At 51.9% G+C, this 19,918-nt stretch carries 13 protein-coding genes; 3 read left to right on the forward strand and 10 right to left on the reverse strand.

The window, feature by feature from the left end:
* Positions 1-38 precede the first annotated feature (38 nt).
* Together KUV22_RS09820 and KUV22_RS09825 are read right to left on the reverse strand one after the other, a co-directional pair.
* The gene (locus KUV22_RS09820) at positions 39-2,222 is read right to left on the reverse strand and encodes a carbohydrate-binding protein (RefSeq protein ID WP_222230665.1); all 2,184 of its coding nucleotides are present in this window, start codon (positions 2,220-2,222) and stop codon (positions 39-41) included.
* A 342-nt stretch (positions 2,223-2,564) separates the two neighbouring features.
* Positions 2,565-5,156, reverse strand: coding sequence for a glycoside hydrolase family 3 protein (locus KUV22_RS09825; RefSeq protein WP_222230666.1), 2,592 nt, complete (start codon positions 5,154-5,156; stop codon positions 2,565-2,567).
* A 249-nt stretch (positions 5,157-5,405) separates the two neighbouring features.
* Here KUV22_RS09825 and KUV22_RS09830 point away from each other — a divergent pair, with 249 nt between their 5' ends.
* The 3 genes from KUV22_RS09830 (at position 5,406) to KUV22_RS09840 (ending at position 10,314) form a co-directional block, all read left to right on the forward strand.
* Positions 5,406-6,539 carry a sensor histidine kinase gene (locus KUV22_RS09830; protein ID WP_222230667.1) on the forward strand — a complete coding sequence of 378 codons (1,134 nt, stop codon included), beginning with the start codon at positions 5,406-5,408 and terminating at the stop codon, positions 6,537-6,539.
* Positions 6,526-7,362, forward strand: coding sequence for a LytR/AlgR family response regulator transcription factor (locus tag KUV22_RS09835; protein ID WP_222230668.1), 837 nt, complete (start codon positions 6,526-6,528; stop codon positions 7,360-7,362). The genes KUV22_RS09830 and KUV22_RS09835 overlap by 14 nt, the downstream gene beginning before the upstream one ends.
* 255 nt (positions 7,363-7,617) lie before the next feature.
* The gene (locus KUV22_RS09840) at positions 7,618-10,314 is read left to right on the forward strand and encodes a TonB-dependent receptor (RefSeq protein WP_222230669.1); all 2,697 of its coding nucleotides are present in this window, start codon (positions 7,618-7,620) and stop codon (positions 10,312-10,314) included.
* Positions 10,315-10,440: 126 nt separating this feature from the next.
* On the opposite strand, the gene KUV22_RS09845 is transcribed toward KUV22_RS09840, so the two are convergent.
* The 8 genes from KUV22_RS09845 to KUV22_RS09880 form a co-directional block, all read right to left on the reverse strand.
* A complete protein-coding gene (locus KUV22_RS09845) occupies positions 10,441-11,448 on the reverse strand; it encodes a fumarylacetoacetate hydrolase family protein (RefSeq protein ID WP_222230670.1) in 1,008 nt (335 codons plus the stop codon).
* 28 nt (positions 11,449-11,476) lie between these two features.
* Complete coding sequence (locus KUV22_RS09850; RefSeq protein WP_222230671.1) at positions 11,477-12,025, reverse strand: VOC family protein; 549 nt, start codon at positions 12,023-12,025, stop codon at positions 11,477-11,479.
* A gap of 39 nt (positions 12,026-12,064) precedes the next feature.
* Positions 12,065-13,156, reverse strand: a complete 1,092-nt coding sequence (gene hppD / locus KUV22_RS09855; RefSeq protein WP_222230672.1) for a 4-hydroxyphenylpyruvate dioxygenase — start codon at positions 13,154-13,156, stop codon at positions 12,065-12,067.
* 339 nt (positions 13,157-13,495) lie between these two features.
* On the reverse strand, positions 13,496-14,230 hold the full coding sequence (locus KUV22_RS09860; RefSeq protein WP_222230673.1) for a tyrosine-protein phosphatase: 735 nt from the start codon (positions 14,228-14,230) through the stop codon (positions 13,496-13,498).
* Positions 14,231-14,375: 145 nt separating this feature from the next.
* Positions 14,376-16,559, reverse strand: coding sequence for a GumC family protein (locus KUV22_RS09865; RefSeq protein ID WP_222230675.1), 2,184 nt, complete (start codon positions 16,557-16,559; stop codon positions 14,376-14,378).
* Between the two features lie 8 nt (positions 16,560-16,567).
* Positions 16,568-17,131, reverse strand: a complete 564-nt coding sequence (locus KUV22_RS09870) for a polysaccharide biosynthesis/export family protein (RefSeq protein ID WP_222230677.1) — start codon at positions 17,129-17,131, stop codon at positions 16,568-16,570.
* An 11-nt stretch (positions 17,132-17,142) separates the two neighbouring features.
* The gene (locus tag KUV22_RS09875) at positions 17,143-18,354 is read right to left on the reverse strand and encodes an outer membrane beta-barrel protein (protein ID WP_222230679.1); all 1,212 of its coding nucleotides are present in this window, start codon (positions 18,352-18,354) and stop codon (positions 17,143-17,145) included.
* Between the two features lie 50 nt (positions 18,355-18,404).
* The gene (locus tag KUV22_RS09880) at positions 18,405-19,817 is read right to left on the reverse strand and encodes an undecaprenyl-phosphate glucose phosphotransferase (protein ID WP_222230681.1); all 1,413 of its coding nucleotides are present in this window, start codon (positions 19,815-19,817) and stop codon (positions 18,405-18,407) included.
* Positions 19,818-19,918: the final 101 nt, after the last annotated feature.

Below are 19,918 nucleotides of genomic sequence, written 5' to 3' on the forward strand. Positions count from 1 at the left end.
GAAACTGCAACAATCTCTTATCTAACAATCTGAATCACTTAGAAACAGCGGTTGACGCTGGATGTCTCGTCGTAATTCAGGCTACCGCTGACGTCACTTACGCAGAACTCGACCGTCAGGTTGCCACCAGCACTTACACTGCTCTGTAGTACCGCAACACCGTTGGCATCAGTAACGCCAGATATGCCATTCTCGATAATGCCGCTGGTGAAATTACCGGTTACAGTGGCACCGGAAACCGGGTTGGCGTTGTTGTCCAGCACGGTAACCGTCGCAGTGCCGTACTTCTGGCCACGACCCGCACCCGCGGTACCGGTTACCACCGAAGATACATACATGTCGGTGCCAGCCGGAGGCGGCGGAGCGCTACCTTCCTGGATATCAAAACTGATCAGGTTAAAGCCGCCGGCACTGGCCATTTTCATTACCTGTATACCGGAAACGAGTTCAACTTCTTTGGTGATGTCAACCCAGTTATTCCAGGCACCAGTATTCGGCGTGCTAATCGGGCCGGAGACATCCACACCATCAAATTCCATATGGAAGCTGCCGTTGTCTGCAGCGGACGCCACACGGAAAGTAAAGCTGTAGGTACCGGCACTCTGCACGTCGACGGTGTAGGTCAGCCATTCACCGGGATCAATCCAACCTACGTTGGGTACACCCTCATTACTCGCCTCAATATCGACACCTACGTCAAAGCGATAGGCACCGCCCCAGTTCTCGTCGTCGATGTCGTGGTAGGCAACACCCTCACCGCCGTGGTCAAAATCTGCTGCGAGCAATGGGCTAGTAGTTGGAATCGCGGTCGGTGAACCATTGAAAGGACCGGGGGGCGGCGGCGGAGGCGGGGTCGGTGCATCAGGCGCGCCACCGGCTTCGGTCACATACGCCAGAGTGGCGGGGCCGTTGATGGAAGCATTATCACCGTTAGCAGAAAGTTTGCCCGCGTTTTGGCCGCGCTCAACACTTCCCCACAAGTGACCACCACCACCCCATGGGCGCAGGGCGAAGTCGCCTGCCGGTAGCTCCAGCCATTCCCATTTCTCTGCATTGCCAATACTGGTAGCCGTCACGGTCATCGGTAGGCCATCACCCGCCGCAGAGACATAGTTGCCGTTATCTGCGCGCAGGCCAACATAACCGTTGCCCGCATCTACCACAGTGAAGTTCTCTCCACTGGCTTTGCTATAGGTGGCCTTGTTTGCGCTGAGCTTGTCTCCATCCAAACTCACGAACATTCCCTGTCCACGACTATAGATACCAATCTCCGCACCCAGTGGAATGTTGGGCGCGCCGCTGGCCGGCCAAGTGGTTTCCGCCAGTTCGGGCTTCCACACAGTACCGGCATTATCCAGCTTGTTTTTCAGGTTCTCCAAGTCCAAATCATTCGCGCCCAGCCACTGGAACTGCTGCCAGCCGATGTGATACGTTTCAAACGCAGCGTTGTAACCGTTTTCTGTATCGCCCGGCCAGAACTCGGTACAGATCAGCGCGGGGTAGTCCGTGCTGGCCAGGAACGGTGCGATGGTCTTTTCAATATCCGGCAGATTCCAATAGCCATGGAAAGCGAAACCGGCGTTATCCCAGGATACGCCCTGTGCTTTCAGCTGGTCGGCACCTGCAATGGCCGCGCTACCGCCGAAGAAGGACATAAAAGAACCCAGCAAGATCATGGTGTCCGGTGCAATGCCACGGATATGGTTATACATGATCAGCTGGTTATCCCAGTCTTGCTGGGTCCAGTTCGATAATGTTGAAGGCGCCGGCTCATTGTGCGCCTCGAAAACCACATGGGTCTCGTTCTTATAGCGCTCGCCATACAGGGACCAGAAATCCAAGGTCTTTTGCATACTGTGGATCGCGCCGTTTTCACCGTTATTACCCACAGTAATAATCAGATACAAATCCGCGGCGCGAGTACGTGCGACCAGTTCATCGGCGAGCGCCAGATTAATGCCAACAGGATCAGGGTTTTGGCCCGCATCACCCTCAAGATATACGTGTACGGTGTTATAACCATACTCCGTATTCAACGCATCCAAAGACTCCTGCGACGGCATTACCGCGGGTAAAGTCCCATATGGATCACCACCATCGAAAGACAAGCTGACACCACGTAACGTGGTGTTTTTATCGGAGAGGATGACATTGTAGCCAAGTGACTGATCAATATGCGGGCGGTCCCGCACCGCCAGCGCATCGTTCGCGGCCAAAGTCATACAAAGCGCGATCCCTGCCGTACATATGCGCCGCCATCCTGGCTGCACTCTTCTCATCAAGATATTCATCGGAGATATCCTATATTTATTGTTATGCCGGCTCGGATACTGCAGACAAATCTTATATTTCTTTCCGTGCCGAGCTTTGGGCACCCGGTATATTGCATTGCTACCGGTAAGAGGTACTGCTACATCAAGTTCTAACGGCTAAAGAGAACGTGAAATTGGTCAAGCGCTTTTTCGGGCAAAGTTCGCCCCTCAGCATTAATAATTTGCTGAAAAATTTTCTATTTTATTGATGCGGCGCGACTGCGCCGCCCAGTGAGTTTGCTAGCTGTTAAATTAGCTACTGCAAGTCATATGATGTTTCGCCGGCGAGCCGATGGATATGCGACTGAAACTAAGCTGCATGGTGCCGTCGGTCGATAGCTGGAAGGGCATATCGACTTTACTAAAGTCCATTTCTCCACTTCCGAAACAGCTCAAGTCAACACTCAACTTTTGCCATTCGGATATCGAGAGATTTTTTACCAGGTCCGACACTTCCACTTTTGCACCACAATTGTCGCCACAGCGCATCTGGGCGAATATTGATGCGCTCGGCTTTTTGTCGAGGCGCACTTCTGCGACCAATGCACCATCCGCAACCAAGTACTCAGAAAGATCGAGTCGATTCCACGCCTTCAGGTACACCGAGCCGGTGCCGTTCCCGAGCCATTCGATGGAGCGCGCATCTTCCTGCATGTTGCGATCGATAGCCGCAATACTCATATGCGCATTATTGTGACGATTACCGGTCATTTCGAGCTCGGCACCCTGATCATCACCAATAAATAAATGCCAGGGTTCCATTGGTCGCGCGGCAAACAAATCCAGTTCTGCCAATTCCGACACATCAATTTGTGGACGCTCCTCATTCAAGCGAGCAAGGGAAACTTCGTCGTCAGCGCTCATACCAAATCCGTACTCGAATAGCGCTGTTGTTTTGTCATCGTGGCGATTTACCACTTTTTGCGCGAGACTCTCCGGCCAGCTAAATGAAAGCTTTCCGGTAAAGTCATGATTAATCGATCCATCACTGTTGCGGAAAAGGACGTCGGCGACCGCGGCGCCCTCGCTCCCCGGTAGCCAGGCGACAACAAAGGCATCAGAAGCGTTAATTTCCGCATTCACCCAAAGAGGACGGCCAGTCAGAAAAACGGAAACCACCGGGATACCCTGAGATCGGAGTTTATTTAGTAACTTCAGATCTTTGCGATTACCGGCCTGGTATTCGAGGGTCTTCAGGTCACCCTGCATTTCTGCGTAAGGATTCTCACCAAACACCACAATGGCAACATCCGCGTCAAAACCCTCTTCGATATCGCCCGACACACTCAGTTTGGCGACGCCGCCAGCTGCCTCAACAGAAGACTGAATGCCGTCATAGATTGACGTACCACCCGGAAAATCCGAATTTGAGTTTCCGGTCCCCTGCCAGGAAATCGTCCATCCCCCCGATTGCTTACCGATGTTATCGGCCCCATCTCCGGCAACCAGTACACGCATATCGCGCTGCAGCGGTAGCAACCGATTTTCATTTTTGAGAAGTACCAGAGACTCGCGTACTGCCTGGCGCGCAACCTCCCTGTGTGGCTCGGAACCGATAATGTCGAGTTCACCGGCGAGTGGACGTTGTGACGGGGGTGCGTCAAACAGACCCGCACGTAATTTCACTCGTAGAATACGGGTTACTGCATCGTCCAGACGCTGCTGCGGAATTTCACCCGTCTTCAGCTGGTCAATGGTGTTGTGATACAGGGTCTTCCAGTCTGCATTGGACGCCATAAACATATCGAGGCCGGCGTTTATCGACTGTGCGCAACTTACTTCACTACAGCCGGGCACAAATGCATGCCCAAGCCAGTCACCCACTACAAACCCGTCAAAGCCCATCTGCTCCTTGAGAACCTCCGTGAGCATGTAGTGACTGCCGTGCAGCTTTTCACCATTCCAGCTGTTGAACGACGCCATGACGGTTTGCACACCGGCTTGCAGAGATGAGAAATAGCCCTGGCCGTGAATCTCCATCAATTCACGCTCTGTCAGCTTGGTATCACCGCGATCGATACCGTTTTCGGTACCTCCGTCACCAATAAAATGTTTTGCCGTCGCGACTAATTGCCCCGATCCAAAACGCCCGCGCTCGTCGCCCTGGATACCGCGCACAATTTCGCCAGCATATTGATAGATAAGCTCCGGATCTTCCGAGTAGCCTTCATAGGTACGGCCCCAGTGATCATCTCGCGGGGCGGCGACAGTGGGCGCGAACAACCAATCAATTCCGGTCACCGCGACTTCACGAGCGGTTACCTCACCTATCTTGCGCATCAGCTCGGGATTGCGGGTCGCACCGAGACCGATATTGTGTGGAAACAACGTGGCTCCGATCACATTATTGTGACCGTGCACGGCGTCTGTGCCCCAGATAATAGGGATTGCGCGCCCGCCCTTCGATGTATCCATAGAGGCGAAGTAGTATTTATCGGCAAGCGCAATCCAGTCTTCGGGCGTCGCGTATTTGTTGTTCCCAGGGAAACTGCCTCCACCATTCAGCACCGACCCCAAGTGAAAATCGCGCACATCGTCCGGAGTGGTGAACTTGATCTCCGTCTGGATGATCTGACCGACCTTTTGCTCCAGCGTCATAGTCGCCAGCAGTTCCGCCGCACGCTGCTCCAGTTCGCTGTTTGGTTGCACTTCGCTGGCGATTTTTGGCCAACCTGAAGCACTGTTAGCGGACCCGGAGTTGGGGTTTTCCGCCTGCGCTATCGGCGCGCTGGGCCATTTGATTTGCTGCGCACTGTATTCGCTTTGTGGGTCCACACGCTCGCAACCCGCCATTAACAACAATGAACCCGCCGCGGCGGCAAATAGTGGGAAATATTTTCTCATCATTCACTCGTCAATCGCATAGTGGCAATCGACCCTATTAGAGTTATTCACGGATTCGACGGTAACAAACCGCCCCACCCTAGCTCCATGCGGATGCGACAAGCCGGAACATCGTTACGACAACCTACACAGCCAGTTGCCAAGTAGCGTCCACATACCTGCTCTGCTCGATGGCGGGGGTTATTCCAGCGTTGTCTCGCTTTGCCATTGACAGCCTCCGCCACTCAACACTACCCTCAAGAAAAAATAATGATTGCCATGTATATAGCGAACCCTTCTCTCCACTATCCGCCAGCGTTGTCGTTGCTGCGGAGCCACAATCGACTATTCTGGGGTCTTCAGGGCGCTGGTTGGTCAGGCTATTTTTTGTTGGTTTACGTTGCCGTTGTGATCCCAAGGCTGACGCCCGACAATCTATTGATTGCGCACACACATATTTTTCTGGAGACAATGACCGGATTGCTGACGTCCCTGGCACTCAGACGGGTGCTGCGACTGGCAATACGGCTGCCCCTATCGATGGCGGCCATCGGAGCCGTCATCCTTTCCGCGCTGTTCGCCGCAGTATGGAACTTCTTCAAGCTGTGCACTTTCGACTTTCTTTATAACTTCCCGTGGCTCAACTGGAGCTGGCACGATTTCGGCTCCTGGTATCTGTTTTCCCTAACAACCATGGCCGCCTGGACAGGCCTGTATTTCGTATTCAAGTTCTATGGCGCTTTACAGGCGGAGCACCACAAAGCGCTGCAGGCGGAGAGCTCAGCACGTGAAGCGCAGCTAAAAATGTTGCGTTATCAGCTAAATCCGCACTTTATGTTCAACACAATGAACGCTATTTCCACGCTTATTCTCAAGCGGGAAAATGACACTGCCGGTGAGATGGTTGATCAGCTCTGCCAGTTTTTGCGCAGCTCGCTGGACAATGATCCATCCACCCAGGTCACCCTAAAAGATGAGCTTGAAGCGTTAGATCTATATCTCAACATTGAAAAAGTTCGCTTTGAAAAACGTCTTCTTATTAAAAAATCGATAGCTCCAGTGACCCAGTTTGCACTGGTGCCCAACCTCCTATTGCAGCCACTCGCTGAAAATGCCATCAAGTATGCCATCGCCCCGCGCAAGCATGGCGGTGAGTTAATCATCAAAACGACCAAACAGGGTGGTGAGCTGGTGATCGAAGTTGGTGACGACGGGCCTGGATTAGAAGACTCTAAGGAAGGCAATGAGCACCCATCTGGCATCGGGCTAAGTAATACCCGCAATCGCCTGACAACACTTTATGGAAGCAACCACAAATTTTCCCTGAAAAGCCATGCAAACGGGCTGACTGTGGAAATTCGCATTCCGTTTCAATCCGGGAGCACGGCAAATGGCACAAAATAAGTTAAATACGCTTCTCGTAGATGATGAACCACTGGCACTGGAAGGGCTGCGCTTACGCCTGTCGCAAATCGATCAGGTAAAGATAATCGGTGAATGCAGCAGTGGCGAAGAGGCTATTGAGTTAAACAACAAACTTAAGCCAGACCTTATCTTTCTCGATATGGAAATGCCGGGTATTAACGGTTTGGAAGTCGTTGAAGAACTGCGCACATGTTCTGACCCGATTATTATTTTCGTCACGGCGTACGATAAATATGCAGTTGATGCATTTGAACTAAATGCAGATGACTATCTAGTAAAGCCGGCAAGCCTTGGGCGCCTGAAACAGGCTATAGATCGCGCGCAACAGCGCCATGTACCGTTAGCAAATGATGGCTGTCAGGAAAAACTCATGGCGGCTTTGCACGATGTATCCGGGATCTCGATGCCCGAGCTCGAAGAATGGCTTGATAGTGATGTACCGCTTCCCAGCGGGTACCCGGATAAACTGGAAATTAAAAATTCAGACAATGAAACTGTAATGGTGCCGACAGCCTCAATCGACTGGATCGATGCCGCAGGTGACTATATGTGTATCCATGCTGCCGGCGAGACACACATACTGCGTATTACCCTCAAGAAACTTCAGCAACTGCTGAACCCGAAACTTTTCTTTCGCATTCACAAATCCACCATAGTTAATGCTGAACGAGTGTCCAAGATTATTCCACTGCGTAATACAGAATGTATTCTGGTGCTGGATGGCGATATTCAACTTAAGGCAAGCCGCAATTTCAAGGATCAGGTCCACGCACTGCGCAGCCGTCAGGCGACACACGCCTAATCCCAGTTAGGATCCTGCAGGTTATCGCAGGTAGATCTCACCTTGTCGTGCAGTCCCGCAGTGTCTGCGCGACGTCTAGGGCTTCTCTCCCGATACCGATTTCCGATTGAGACCAGCGCGCAAGGTCAACAAACTAAATACTGGCGGTTAAGTGGGGCAGCCATGGCACCAGTATCGGTGCACTAGCGACCGCCGGTAAATCGGCCAGGAGTTATGGCCATTAAAATCATAACGATATGAGAGAGAACACCGACGATGATGCGCTACAAAAAACTTGCAGCAGCAATCGCTCTGTCAAACCTCGCCTTTGGTTCTGTGGCCCTGGCCCAGTCCAACGAGACCGCTGACACACAAGACGAAAATAATGATGCGGCGCTGGAACAGGTCATCGTGACCGCCACCAAGCGCGAAACCAACCTGATGGACACCCCCATCGCAATATCCGCATTTTCGGAGGAGACCCTGGACACCCTTGGTGTAAAAAACATCAAGGACTTGAACAACCTGGTGCCGAACATGAGCATCATGGTGGACAATGAGTCCTCGGCACCGATTATCACAATGCGGGGTATTCGCTCGACCAATACCACAGAGTGGGGTGACCCGGCAGTGGGTGTCCACTTTGATGGTGTGTACACGCCACGTCCGCAAGGTGCAATGGCGCTGATGTTCGACATTGAAAGGGCCGAAGTGCTCCGAGGCCCCCAGGGTACGCTGTTTGGGCGCAACTCCACTGTGGGCTCGATGAATATCATTTCAGCCAAGCCAAATACTGAAGAATTTGAAGCATCCACCCAATTTGAAATGGGTCGTTTCAATCAACGTGCACTCAAGGGCATGATCAACATCCCTGTATCTGAGACTTTTGCATTACGAGCCGCGTACATGACGGAGAAAAAAGACTCCAATCTTACCGGTTACTATGATCCCAACCAGTGGGATCAGCGCTACCTCCCGATCGACGAACTAGAACCCACAGATTCGGCGGTTAACCCAGCCGCAAACAGCTGGGATGCTTGGTTCTTCAACACCCAATACTACAAGGAAGTTAAGGCTGATCCGGAGGATTTTTACAACAACGCAGACCAGTGGGCTGCTCGGGTTGCGGCCAAATGGACTCCGACTGAAAAAGCGGATTGGCTCGTAACAGTTGAGCGTTTCCGTGACAAGGGTGCCGGCGGTATTGGGCAGCGCGACTGTGAACGTATTGAAGATCGGCCTTCCGACGTTAACGGCGGCTCCTGTACGGATATCTGGGGCAGCGAAGACAACTTCGTTGCCTATGTGAATGTGCCGGGCAAAGTCGACATGACCATGGACAGTATCCGGTCTCACTTTACTTACGATATTAACGACGAGCTGCAGTTCGTTTATAACGCGGGATACCAAAACCAGCAGCGAACTGGCCAGTTCGATATCGATCAAGGTTACTACCACTGGGATCAGATGATTAAGTGGGTCGATACGGACTACTCTTCTTGGTCCCACGAACTGCAATTGAAGTCCACCGGTGACGGCCCACTGCAGTGGATTGCCGGGTATTTCAATTTTAAAGAAGACAACTATATGAATGGGCACTACCAAGGTGCCATGGGTGGGGCGAGCCTTTGGATCCAGCCCGAGCGTATCATTAAATCTGAAGCGCTTTTTGGACAAGCCACATATTCAGTTACCGACAAGACTCACTTGACTCTGGGGCTGCGCCATACTGAGGATAGCAAGGAGGATGTTGGCGGACGCAACTGGGGCTGTTGGGGCGAGTGCTCAGGCCCTATCGATGCCTGGGGACACATCGGCCAGTACGGCTGGGATGTTGTATGGGGACAATTAGACGATTGGATGGACAACCATGCTCGGGTACCGCGTGATACGCTGAATGCTCTACCTGCTGATTACTATGATTATCCGCGCGAAGGATTCGTCGTAGAAACCCAGAATGATGTATACGAGGACTGGTCAAAAACCACCTGGCGCGTGGGTATCGACTATGACTATAGCGATGAGACCCTGATTTACGGTTATGTAGCCAATGGATACAAGGGTGGCGGTATTGGCGATGTGATTTATAAAGAATCCACCATTACCCCAGATAACCCAACTGGAGACCGTTTCGATACCAGCTATGATGGTGAGACCGTAGTTACCTATGAGCTCGGTATCAAAACAACTGCTCTCGATGGCAATATGAATCTTCGTGCGAACTACTTCTATAGTGACTACGAGGATCAACAGTTCACGCAGTGGGAGCTCTATGACACCGTGTTCAGTGAGGGTATCGATGAAGACGGTAATCCTATTACTATCGCTCAAGACAAAGGTACTTTCCTGACTCGCAATGCATCCAACTCTCGGATTCAGGGCCTGGAACTTGAAATGGAATGGGCGCCTTGGGCCGGTGGCCATATAGGCGGCTATCTAACCTTCCTAGATACTGAAATCACTAGTGACTATATCGGTCAATGGGGCCAGGAGGTACGCCAGGTATTTGGCATCGGACCTAATGACTCACTGAACTACGATGATACGGCTTATCCTCAGATTTTCCGTAATCTTAAAGGCAATGAGCTCGCATATTCGCCTAATGCAGCACTCACATTGAATATCAGTCATGACTTTGAATTTGCGGACGGCTCTTCATTGACGCCATTCCTAAATATTCATTGGGAAGATGAGTCTTATACCTCTATCGATAACAACGAGCGCTGGACCTTCGAAGAAGGTGTAATAGCTGACAATATCGATCTAGATATTTATACCGACAAGCGAGATGCCTGGGCAATGGCAACGGCCAGCCTGAAGTACACTTCCGCCAGTCAAAACTGGTTTGCGGAAGCATGGGTATACAACCTCACCGACGAGGACGTGAACTGGTGGCAAGGCTATGCTGGTACTACTCCCGTAGCCGGAAAAGCCCAACGCAACTACGGCCTACGCTTCGGTTATAGCTGGTAAGCCTTTTTCATCACTGTCTCCCTTCGACATGGCCCGCAGCAATGCGGGCCTTTTTTATGCATAAAAAAACCGACACCTTTCGATGTCGGTTCTTTTTATTCACACGTGTGAATCTGGGCGTCAGCCTTACTGTTGCTCTACCACCTGCTCGATGCGGCCAAAAATGGACTGGCCTTTGTCATCCAACATTTCGATGGCGATGCTGTCACCGAACTGCATAAACGGCGTGGTGGGCTTGCCGTCCTGGATGGTTTCAATCATGCGAATTTCCGCAATACAGCTGTAACCAACACCACCCTCTTTCACCGGCTTGCCCGGGCCACCGTCGAGCTTGTTGGATACAGTACCGGAGCCAATAATGGTGCCGGCACCCAGTGGGCGGGTTTTCGCAGCGTGGGCGATCAACTGACCAAAATGGAAAGTCATATCCACTCCGGCATTGGGTTCACCGAACTTACCGCCATTCAGGTGGGATACCAGCGGCAGGTGCAGCTTGCCCTGCTGCCAGGCATCGCCGAGCTGCTCCGGGGTTACACACACCGGGGAGAAGGCACTGGACGGCTTAGACTGGTAGAAGCCAAAGCCCTTGCCGAGTTCGTTCGGGATCAGGCCACGCAGGGACACGTCATTTACCAGCATCACCAGCTTGATGTGTTTCAGTGCATCGTCGGGGGAAATACCCATGGGCACGTCGTCGGTGATGACGGCAATTTCCGCTTCGAAGTCGATGCCGAAGCCTTCGCTCTGCGGCATTACTACCGGCGCACGAGGTGCGAGGAAGGTATCGGAACCACCCTGGTACATAAGCGGGTCGGTCCAGAAGCTCTCTGGCATTTCTGCGTTGCGCGCCTTGCGCACCAGCTCAACGTGGTTCACATAGGCACTGCCATCGGCCCAGTGATAGGCGCGTGGCAGGGGAGAATGACACATGGCCTGGTCGAAGGTCTCGCCCGCGACTTCACCGCTGTTCAGTTTGCTTTGCAGCGCTTCCAATTGGGTAGAAACAGTTGCCCACTCATCCAGGGCGCTTTGCAATGTGGGTGCGATTTCGCTGGCATCCGCCATGCGGGTTAAATCATCGCTCACCACGACGAGCTTGCCGTCGCGGCCACTTTTCAGGCTGGCTAACTTCACTGTGCCGTCCTCTTAATAATTGATTGGTTTAGGGGTCGAGAGCCTTGAACTCTTCTTCGCCATGCATCCAGGCCGCGTGTCGCGGTGCCTTCTTGGTACGCGACCACTCTTCCAGCATATCCTCGGCGACGCGCTTCAACTCCTTGTGCATACCGGGCTTGGCGGTATTGGCAGCGAGCTCGATGCGGTGGCCGTTTGGATCAAAGAAATAGATGGATTTAAAAATCGTGTGGTCGGTGGGGCCGAGCACATCGATACCGGCATCTTCGAGCTTCTGCTTCATCGACAGTAGTTCGTCCATGCTCTCCACTTCCATGGCAATGTGCTGTACCCATTGCGGGGTATTTTCATCGCGGCCCATGTCCGGGGAATTCGGCAGTTCGAAAAACGCCAGTACATTGCCCTGCCCTGCATCGAGGAACACGTGCATGTAAGGGTCGGGCGCCCCGGTGGAAGGCACCTTGTCTTCGGCGATCGCGAGCTGGAATTCCATACCGAGGAGATCGCGGTAAAACTCCACGGTCTCCTTGGCATCTTTACAGCGATAGGCCACATGGTGGATTCGTTGAATCGCCATAGCTATATATCCAAGTTATCCAAAGTGGAACCGGGGCGCTTAGGCCGCCGGCTTGTCTTCGTTACCGATCACACCACGCTCGAGCTGGTCGCGCTCGATGGATTCGAACAGCGCCTTAAAGTTACCTTCACCGAAACCTTCGTCTTCCTTGCGCTGGATAAACTCAAAGAACACCGGGCCGAGCATGTTGGCGGAGAAGATCTGCAGCAGCAGGCGCGGCTGGCCACCCTCGGTGGTGCCGTCCAGCAGAATGCCGCGAGACTTGAATTCTTCGGTGGGCTCACCGTGTCCCGGCAGGCGCTCTTCCAGCATGTCGTAGTAGGTGTTCGGCGGCGCAGTCATAAACTCCATGCCGCGCGCCTTGAGGCGATCCCAGCAGGCGATCAGGTCGTCACAGGCAAAGGCGATGTGCTGGATGCCTTCACCGTTGTACTTCATCAGGAACTCTTCAATCTGACCGCCGCCACCGGCGGCTTCTTCGTTCAGGGGGATACGGATCTTGCCGTCCGGTGCGGTCATCGCCTTGGACAGCAGACCGGTGTATTCGCCCTTGATGTCGAAGTAGCGGATTTCACGGAAGTTGAACAGGTCTTCGTAGTACTTGGCCCAGTAGTCCATACGGCCGCGGTATACGTTGTGGGTGAGGTGGTCGAGGGTGTGGAAACCACAACCTTCGGGATGCTTGTCGACACCTTCCAGCCACTGGAAGTCGATGTCGTAGATGGTCTCGCCTTCTTTATAACGGTCGATCAGGTACAGGGTGGCACCACCGATGCCCTTGATCGCCGGCAGACGCAGCTCCATAGGGCCGGTTGCAACATCGACTGGCTGCGCGCCCTTCTTGATCGCTTCGTTGTAGGCAAAGGTGGCGTCTTTAACGCGGAATGCGAGGCCGCAAGCGGAGGGGCCGTGCTCACGTGCATAGTAGTCGGCGTGGCTGCCTGGCTCGTAATTGGTGATGAAGTTGATATCACCCTGGCGCCACAGTTCCACATCTTTGGTGCGGTGGCGGGCTACCTTGGTGAAGCCCATGGCCTCGAACACGGTTTCCAGAATGCCCTTCTCAGGTGCAGTGAACTCGACGAATTCAAAGCCGTCCAGGCCCATGGGGTTCTCAAACAAATCGGCCATGTGATCCTCCGTTATACAGGATTCGTTATTAGGACCAGGGATGCGGCTTGTGGCCGCTCGGTCCACTTGGTTTCAGGTGCAACGAATTTAGTTACGCGTGTAACTAATGTCAATAGGTAGATGGGACAGCCCATCTATTGATAGATCCAGAATGGCGATTTGGGAGGGAAATAAGTGACTAAGAGGGAGATTTCAGTCTAAATCTGAATTTGACCGCAAAACGGCTGCAGTTAGATCAAGTACGTGCCGGGCACACACTTTTCATTTTCCGTAAACTTCTAGCGAAAATGATTGAATACCGAGCTGGACTAAGTCCGATACGGGCACTGCCAAGTTCACTCAGGGCAGGAAAGTCCGCTCACGGACAATTTTTTCAGGGTTGTCCCTGACCAGCTGCCAGGCGAGTGATTCACCCACAATCTCTTCAGCGGCTTTGCGGCCTTCCGCCAGGTTTGGAGGGCGCCGGATTATATGGTGCGCGTCAGTGGCCAATACGGTGACCAAACCTTGCTTGAGAATTTGCTTCGCGCGCACCTGTGCTGGCATCCCAAACTGTCCCACCAGAGCACCTGCAGTAACCTGAAATAAACAACCCACATCTACGAGAGGCTTGATTCGGCCAAGATCCCGCAAAATCTCTTTGTTCCGCTCCGGGTGCGCGATCATAGCGCGTATATTTTGACGAGCCAGCCAGCCGACCAAATTCGTAATACCCGCAGGAATATGACTATGCGGCATTTCTAACAAGATGATGGGATCACCTTCCCAGTGACCGAGCGCAGGTAGCTGACCGGAAGAGACAAGGTTTATAAGGTCCTCCGATACTCGTATCTCTGCGGCAAGGGCAAATTTGACACCAAGATCTTCATCCGCAGGGAGCTGGTCGAGAAACTTGCGAAAGGCATTACCAATTGAGTTCACCGTGTTGGGGTAACGCCCCGGGTGAATATGCGGCGTTGCCACGATATGAGTGATGCCATTTGCTGCAGCAGCACGAACCAGACGCATGCTGTGTTCGAACGTGCGAGGGCCGTCATCTATGCCCGGCAGAAAATGGTGATGGAGATCTATCATGCGAGAATACTACCGCATTTAACGCGCATAGATCGTAAAATCGAGAGTCAGGTAAAGGCTCACCTATACCAGGACCAGAGCCCAGGGCGAATCACCAAGGAGCGCTGCCGGATAGCGCTCCTGCCCGCCAAAATTCTGACTCTACCTAATGTGCGTAGTCCGGATAATGTCCGTAATATTGGTCTGAATAGGCTCCGCGACGCTTCATAACAACGCTATTTAGGACGACCCCTTCTGGCTTCACTCCTAAGTTAAGTAGACGTGAGATACCGGCACGGATAACACCGATTCTCGTTTCTTCGGCCCGCACGACATAAAGCACAGAACAGACTAGTCTCGAGATGACCAATACATCACTCACGGCTTGTACCGGTGGAGTGTCGATAATAATACGGTCATATTTTCCGCGGAGTTCCTTAATCAGCTTTTGGAACTGAGAAGAGCCAAGCAGTCGCTGCGGATCTTCCGGTCGAATTCCCGCGGGAATGATATCAATACCGCTTCTTTCGTCTTTCACCACGCATTCATCGACGGTAAAGCGACCGGACAAAATATCCGCGAGACCCGGGCGACTCGGCGCAACAGAAAACCTTCGACCAACGGAGGGCCGCCGCATATCAGCATCTATTAGCAGCACTTTTTCCAACTGACCGAGAGAGAAGGAGAGATTGGTCGATATCGTCGTTTTGCCTTCTGATGGTGCAGACGAGGTAACGCAAATTACATCCGCCTTATCATCCATGCGCGATAACACAACACCTGTACGCAAAGAGCGAATAGCCTCGGAGAATTGTGGCTGGCTGGAGTCAAAGTATGTGTACAAATCGAGCTGCTCATCCTTCTTTAGGGAAAGCTCCGGTACCATACCCAAAAGCGGCAGACCAATTTTCCGACCCACATCCTGCGGATCGCGAATACCACTTTTCAATAAGTCCAATAAAATTACGATTCCCGCACCAAGGCCTGCACTGGCAAAAAACGCAAACAGAATGAGAAGCTGCTTTTTCGATGCGAGTGGTCGACGCGGAATTACCGCAGGGTCCGCCACGCGAGCGGCTGTGGTTTCATAGTCAGAGACCTCCCGGGTCTCCTTAAACCGTGTTAGGAAAGTGTTGTAGAGCTGCCGGTTAACCTCTACTTCGCGCTTCAGTTCATCGTAACGAATTTCTTTTTGCGCAACATTTTGCAAGCTCGATTTGGCACCTGAGAGCTCGGCCTCCAACCCGTATACCTTTTGCGCGGCCTGCTCATAATCCACCTCAATACTTGCGACCAGCTTGCGAATTTCCGTTCTCAACTGTGCACGCGCACTCGCCAGCTCATCTTGTGCTGCAAGCATCGTCGGGTGTTTCGGGCCGTAACGCCGCGCCAGCTCTGTGACCCCTAACTGGGCATTTGTCACTGACTGACTGGCTGCCTGAATCAAGGGGTGATTCAGTACCTCAGGCTGGCTCAAAAACGATTCTTCCGGCACATCCTTGGGCCGCACCTGGTTATACAACAACCTGACGTCTTTCAGTTCGCGCTTGGCTTCCAGCAATTGCTGCATCGTCTCGTTTAACTCTTGCGAGGCTAACCCTCTTACTCCTTGCAGATCGACGAGATCTTCTTGCTGCTGAAACTGATTCAGCGCGTGCTCCGATAGCTCCAATCTGTCACGAAGACTCTCAAGGCGCTCACTCAACCAACTCGTCGCTTTTTCAGTGACGTCGCTGCGAACAGTCTGTTGTTCTGCAATATAGGCACGAGCCACGGCGTTAGGGATTGCGGCAGCAAGCGATGGTGAGTAACTCTCGTAGGAAAGTTTGATTAACTTGGTATTGCGAACCGGCGAAACTTTGATATTTTTCGCAATAATGTTAATGATTCGCTCACGCTGAATTCGCGCTTTTTCCTCAGGGCCAGCGTTTTGGACAGCGGCTTCAATCCCAAACAGAGACTTAATATTGGCTTTTAGAGACGGCTTTGGTGCTTGATTAAAGATTTCGTGATTGACCAGATCTAAGTCATCTACCACTCGCGCCGCTATCCCACGGGAACGCAACATTTCCACCTGCGTCATAAGAAATTCTCGACGCTGGACACCGGCCTCATAAACATCTCGAATGGATACAAGATTGGCCTGATTACCACCGAGCAACAGCGTAGCCGTTGCCTGATAGCGATCAGGAATATTTTGAACTGAAAAGTAGGCAACAACGGTCATTAGGATAGCAAAGGCTATGATGAACCATTTTCGCTCATATACAGAAAAAAATAGAGCTACCAGGTCAATATTACCAACCTGCGAAGACTCACCCTCTTCCGTGTTGTTCGTATACTTCTCCATATAGTTATCTAAAAGAATCCTTGTTCGATAGTGATGACATCACCCGGCTGAAGTTTTGTCGACATGTCTGCCCGGACTTTCTGATTTTCAGCCATGCCCTCGCGGGTGAGAAAAATTCTTTTTTCAGATCCTCTTTCTGTCATACCCTGAGCAAGTGCTGCGGCCTTACCGACGGTAAGACCGGGCTGATAACTGTAACCACCGGGCGCCTGCACTTCGCCATAGATAAATACCTGCCGATACTCGGTTACCGAGACCGTAACACTCGGGCTGATCAAATAATCCCCTTTCAGTCCTCGCAGAATCAAATTCTCAAGTTCTGCAGGGGTAAGTCCGCTTACTTTCAACTCACCTAAAAACGGATAATTGACAACACCGGACTCCCCCAGCATTACATCAACACTCAAGTCGCTCTCACCGTAGACGCGGATTGAAATACTGTCTCCTGAATCGATGCGATATTCGGGGGTAGCAGCTTTCACCAGAGATGCTTGGAATATAAGGCCAAAGAAAATAGCGATCGTTGCCTGAAGCGATCCGAATAGATACTTAAAAGTGGTGCGATGCATCATAGATCCGCTCTTCAAAGTGGAGCCTCAATACCAACAAAGTACCGGGTATTTTGCAGGCTAGCAGGAACTTGTTCTGTCTCATTTTTCAGGTCAATCAGCCCCATCTGTAACTGAAGCCACTCCAACGGCTGATAACGCAAAGAAAAGCGTGATCGGGAAACCAAATCCGTACGCTCTATTCCTACAAACTCACCTTCAGACTTACTGAAGGACATATCGCTGCTAAAACTTCCCGACCACTGATGCGACCAAGAGAACACACGGCTGTCAACATCAACGAAATCGGCGACACCAGCTGCCTCCTGGGCATTTCGACCAACAGTTATTGACAGAGTGCTGTAGGTGCGTGGGCGCCACAACGCCGTAATGTCCCAGCGCGGTCCGCTAAAATCCGGACGCTCGTCCGCAGCAAAAGAGCGCTGCAACTCACCCATGCGAACCTGGATACTAGTTTTCGGCAGTCCATAGGTAATGCTACCCATGATGGACCGCTCTTTACTGTCTCTCGAAACGATGTCATCGACCTCGACATAGTCGAGCTCGCGATCAATGACTTGCACACCAACAGACCACTGCTCTGTTAACGCATAGTCGCTATCCAACAAATTATAGGTGTCCGTAAAGTCGCGAGATGAATCTTCAAATTCGTTCTCCTGGAAACCGTGTGTAACCTGCGTTTGCAACAATCCGTTCTGCCGACCGAGTTGTAAGGCGATATCTGTACTGGGCCGCTTTACTCTCTCTGCCTCAATCAAAATCGGCGCGAGACCGGCATCCGGCGCACGACCTAAAGACTGCGCTACGTCAACATAACCAGCAGACACATTTACGCCCAGAAAAGATGCCGCACGCCATTGCCAACCCAGGTCAGCGATGTAGTCTGTATATTCTTGCCGTGTATCACTCTGATATACACCGTGCGTACCCACCACATCCACTTCGAGGCTGGTGATATCGGTCTCGCGAGCCCATCGGACCTTGGGTGAGACTCTTGTTACCCAGTCATCCTGCTGGTTATCTACCGTGAGGAATACATTGTCATCATATTCCCGCTCCAGAAGCAGGCTACTGGTCATCTCAATACCCGCTGGCAGAGCCACCGTGATGCCATGCGCATCATGCGTCAAAAACGGTGCACAAATACCAAGCAAACATACCGCCGCGCAAGAGGCTTTTCGTCGCGGTAAATTTTTCTCGAATTGAGCAAAACGTAAAGATTGCATTATATTCCGAGCCCTTCTTTTGAAGTGAAATGTCTCAGTAGACGAGTCACTTAATAGGCGTTCTTATGATAAAAGCCGCGATATATAGTCAGAAAAACGATCCGCAAGTCGAGAATGATTGACCAACGACGAATGTATTCGAGATCGTATTCCACGCGACGGCTCATCTTGTCCAGCGTATCTGTTTCTCCGCGGAAACCTTTGATTTGGGCGAGGCCTGTAATACCCGGCTTTACCTTGTGCCGCAGCATGTAACCATTCACAAGGTTGCGATACTCTTCATTGTGCGCTACGGCATGCGGCCTGGGGCCAACGATGGACATGGTGCCACGCAACACGTTGAAAAACTGCGGTAATTCATCGAGCGATGTACGCCGCAAGATTCGTCCAACGGTCGTAATTCTCTGATCCCCACTTTTTGCCTGCACGACTTTTTCACCATCATCCATGGCAGTCATGCTGCGGAACTTCCAAACATAGATGGTACGTCCATCAAGACCATATCGTCTCTGTTTGAATATTACTGGTCCAGGGGACGAGCACTTAACTGCGAGGGCAATCAAGAGCATTAATGGTGAGATCGCGACAAGGATCGCGGTCGCAAGTACCAGATCCTCAAGTCTCTTAAGCCACCCGTCAAATCCTTGGATCGGTGTATCAAATACACTTAGCAGGCTGCTCCCACCCACCTGATGCCAGCGCGCATGGAGCATTTTCGCAACAAAGAAATTTGGAAGAATATGTACGGTCGCGGTGGTATCTGAGAATTTATCCAGAATCTCACTGATGAGATCTTCCGCGCGCATCGGCAACGCAATAAATACAACATCCAATTCGCCAGAACGACCTTTTGCAACTGCATCATCGACGCTACCCAGTACATTAAAGTCTGAGTCCATAATACGGCGTGATGCTAGGTCCTCTGCTTCAGTGACCTGATAAAACCCGCTCACGCGGATGCCATGCTGAGGGTTTACCGAGAGGTCTTTAGCGAGCTTGAAGCCTGAATCGGTACAGCCAATGATGACAGCATTGCGGGTATTTCTGCCGCGAACGCGAATAAAGAAGAGCAACTGACGGAGACAAAAACGCCAGAACGCAAGTCCGAAAAAGGTAAACACCAACCACGCGGCAACCGCCGGACGCAGAAAATCAGCCGCGAATGCGTTGAAAGAATACGCGAGGATGATAAGGAATATACACACTGCTACCCACGCGACCGTCACTGTACCCAGAATACGTACATACGTTTCGCCACGCCAGGATCGATACAATTCGACCGATTCAGCAATAAACGCGAAGCTAACCGACGCCAGAAGCCCGGCGATCAACCAGTCTTTGTCTGGCGTGACATTAAAGTATGCCAGACACGCATAAAGTACGCCCTGAATCAGCAATACATCGAAAAGTCGATAGAGCGCTATGATTCCACTCTGCCGACTGCGGACCCATCCTTGTTCCACGAGAACCCCCTGAGGTGAGATCAATCGATCTCCACGTTCCTTGTTATACCTGCTAATTTTCAGCAACCATGCCGAAAGCAGCAGTACGGTTGGTTGAAAGC

The organism is Microbulbifer agarilyticus (assembly GCF_019800665.1).
Taxonomy (GTDB): Bacteria; Pseudomonadota; Gammaproteobacteria; order Pseudomonadales; family Cellvibrionaceae; genus Microbulbifer; species Microbulbifer agarilyticus_C.

Excerpts from the sequence above, each read along its gene's own strand:
- KUV22_RS09835 (WP_222230668.1), top strand. The coding sequence starts at position 6,526 with ATGGCACAAAATAAGTTAAATACGCTTCTCGTAGATGATGAACCACTG.
- KUV22_RS09830 (WP_222230667.1), top strand. The coding sequence starts at position 5,406 with ATGATTGCCATGTATATAGCGAACCCTTCTCTCCACTATCCGCCAGCG.
- hppD (WP_222230672.1), bottom strand. The coding sequence starts at position 13,156 with ATGGCCGATTTGTTTGAGAACCCCATGGGCCTGGACGGCTTTGAATTC.
- KUV22_RS09860 (WP_222230673.1), bottom strand. The coding sequence starts at position 14,230 with ATGATAGATCTCCATCACCATTTTCTGCCGGGCATAGATGACGGCCCT.
- KUV22_RS09865 (WP_222230675.1), bottom strand. The coding sequence starts at position 16,559 with ATGGAGAAGTATACGAACAACACGGAAGAGGGTGAGTCTTCGCAGGTT.
- KUV22_RS09850 (WP_222230671.1), bottom strand. The coding sequence starts at position 12,025 with ATGGCGATTCAACGAATCCACCATGTGGCCTATCGCTGTAAAGATGCC.
- KUV22_RS09820 (WP_222230665.1), bottom strand. The coding sequence starts at position 2,222 with ATGACTTTGGCCGCGAACGATGCGCTGGCGGTGCGGGACCGCCCGCAT.
- KUV22_RS09870 (WP_222230677.1), bottom strand. The coding sequence starts at position 17,131 with ATGATGCATCGCACCACTTTTAAGTATCTATTCGGATCGCTTCAGGCA.
- KUV22_RS09840 (WP_222230669.1), top strand. The coding sequence starts at position 7,618 with ATGATGCGCTACAAAAAACTTGCAGCAGCAATCGCTCTGTCAAACCTC.
- KUV22_RS09825 (WP_222230666.1), bottom strand. The coding sequence starts at position 5,156 with ATGAGAAAATATTTCCCACTATTTGCCGCCGCGGCGGGTTCATTGTTG.
- KUV22_RS09875 (WP_222230679.1), bottom strand. The coding sequence starts at position 18,354 with ATGCAATCTTTACGTTTTGCTCAATTCGAGAAAAATTTACCGCGACGA.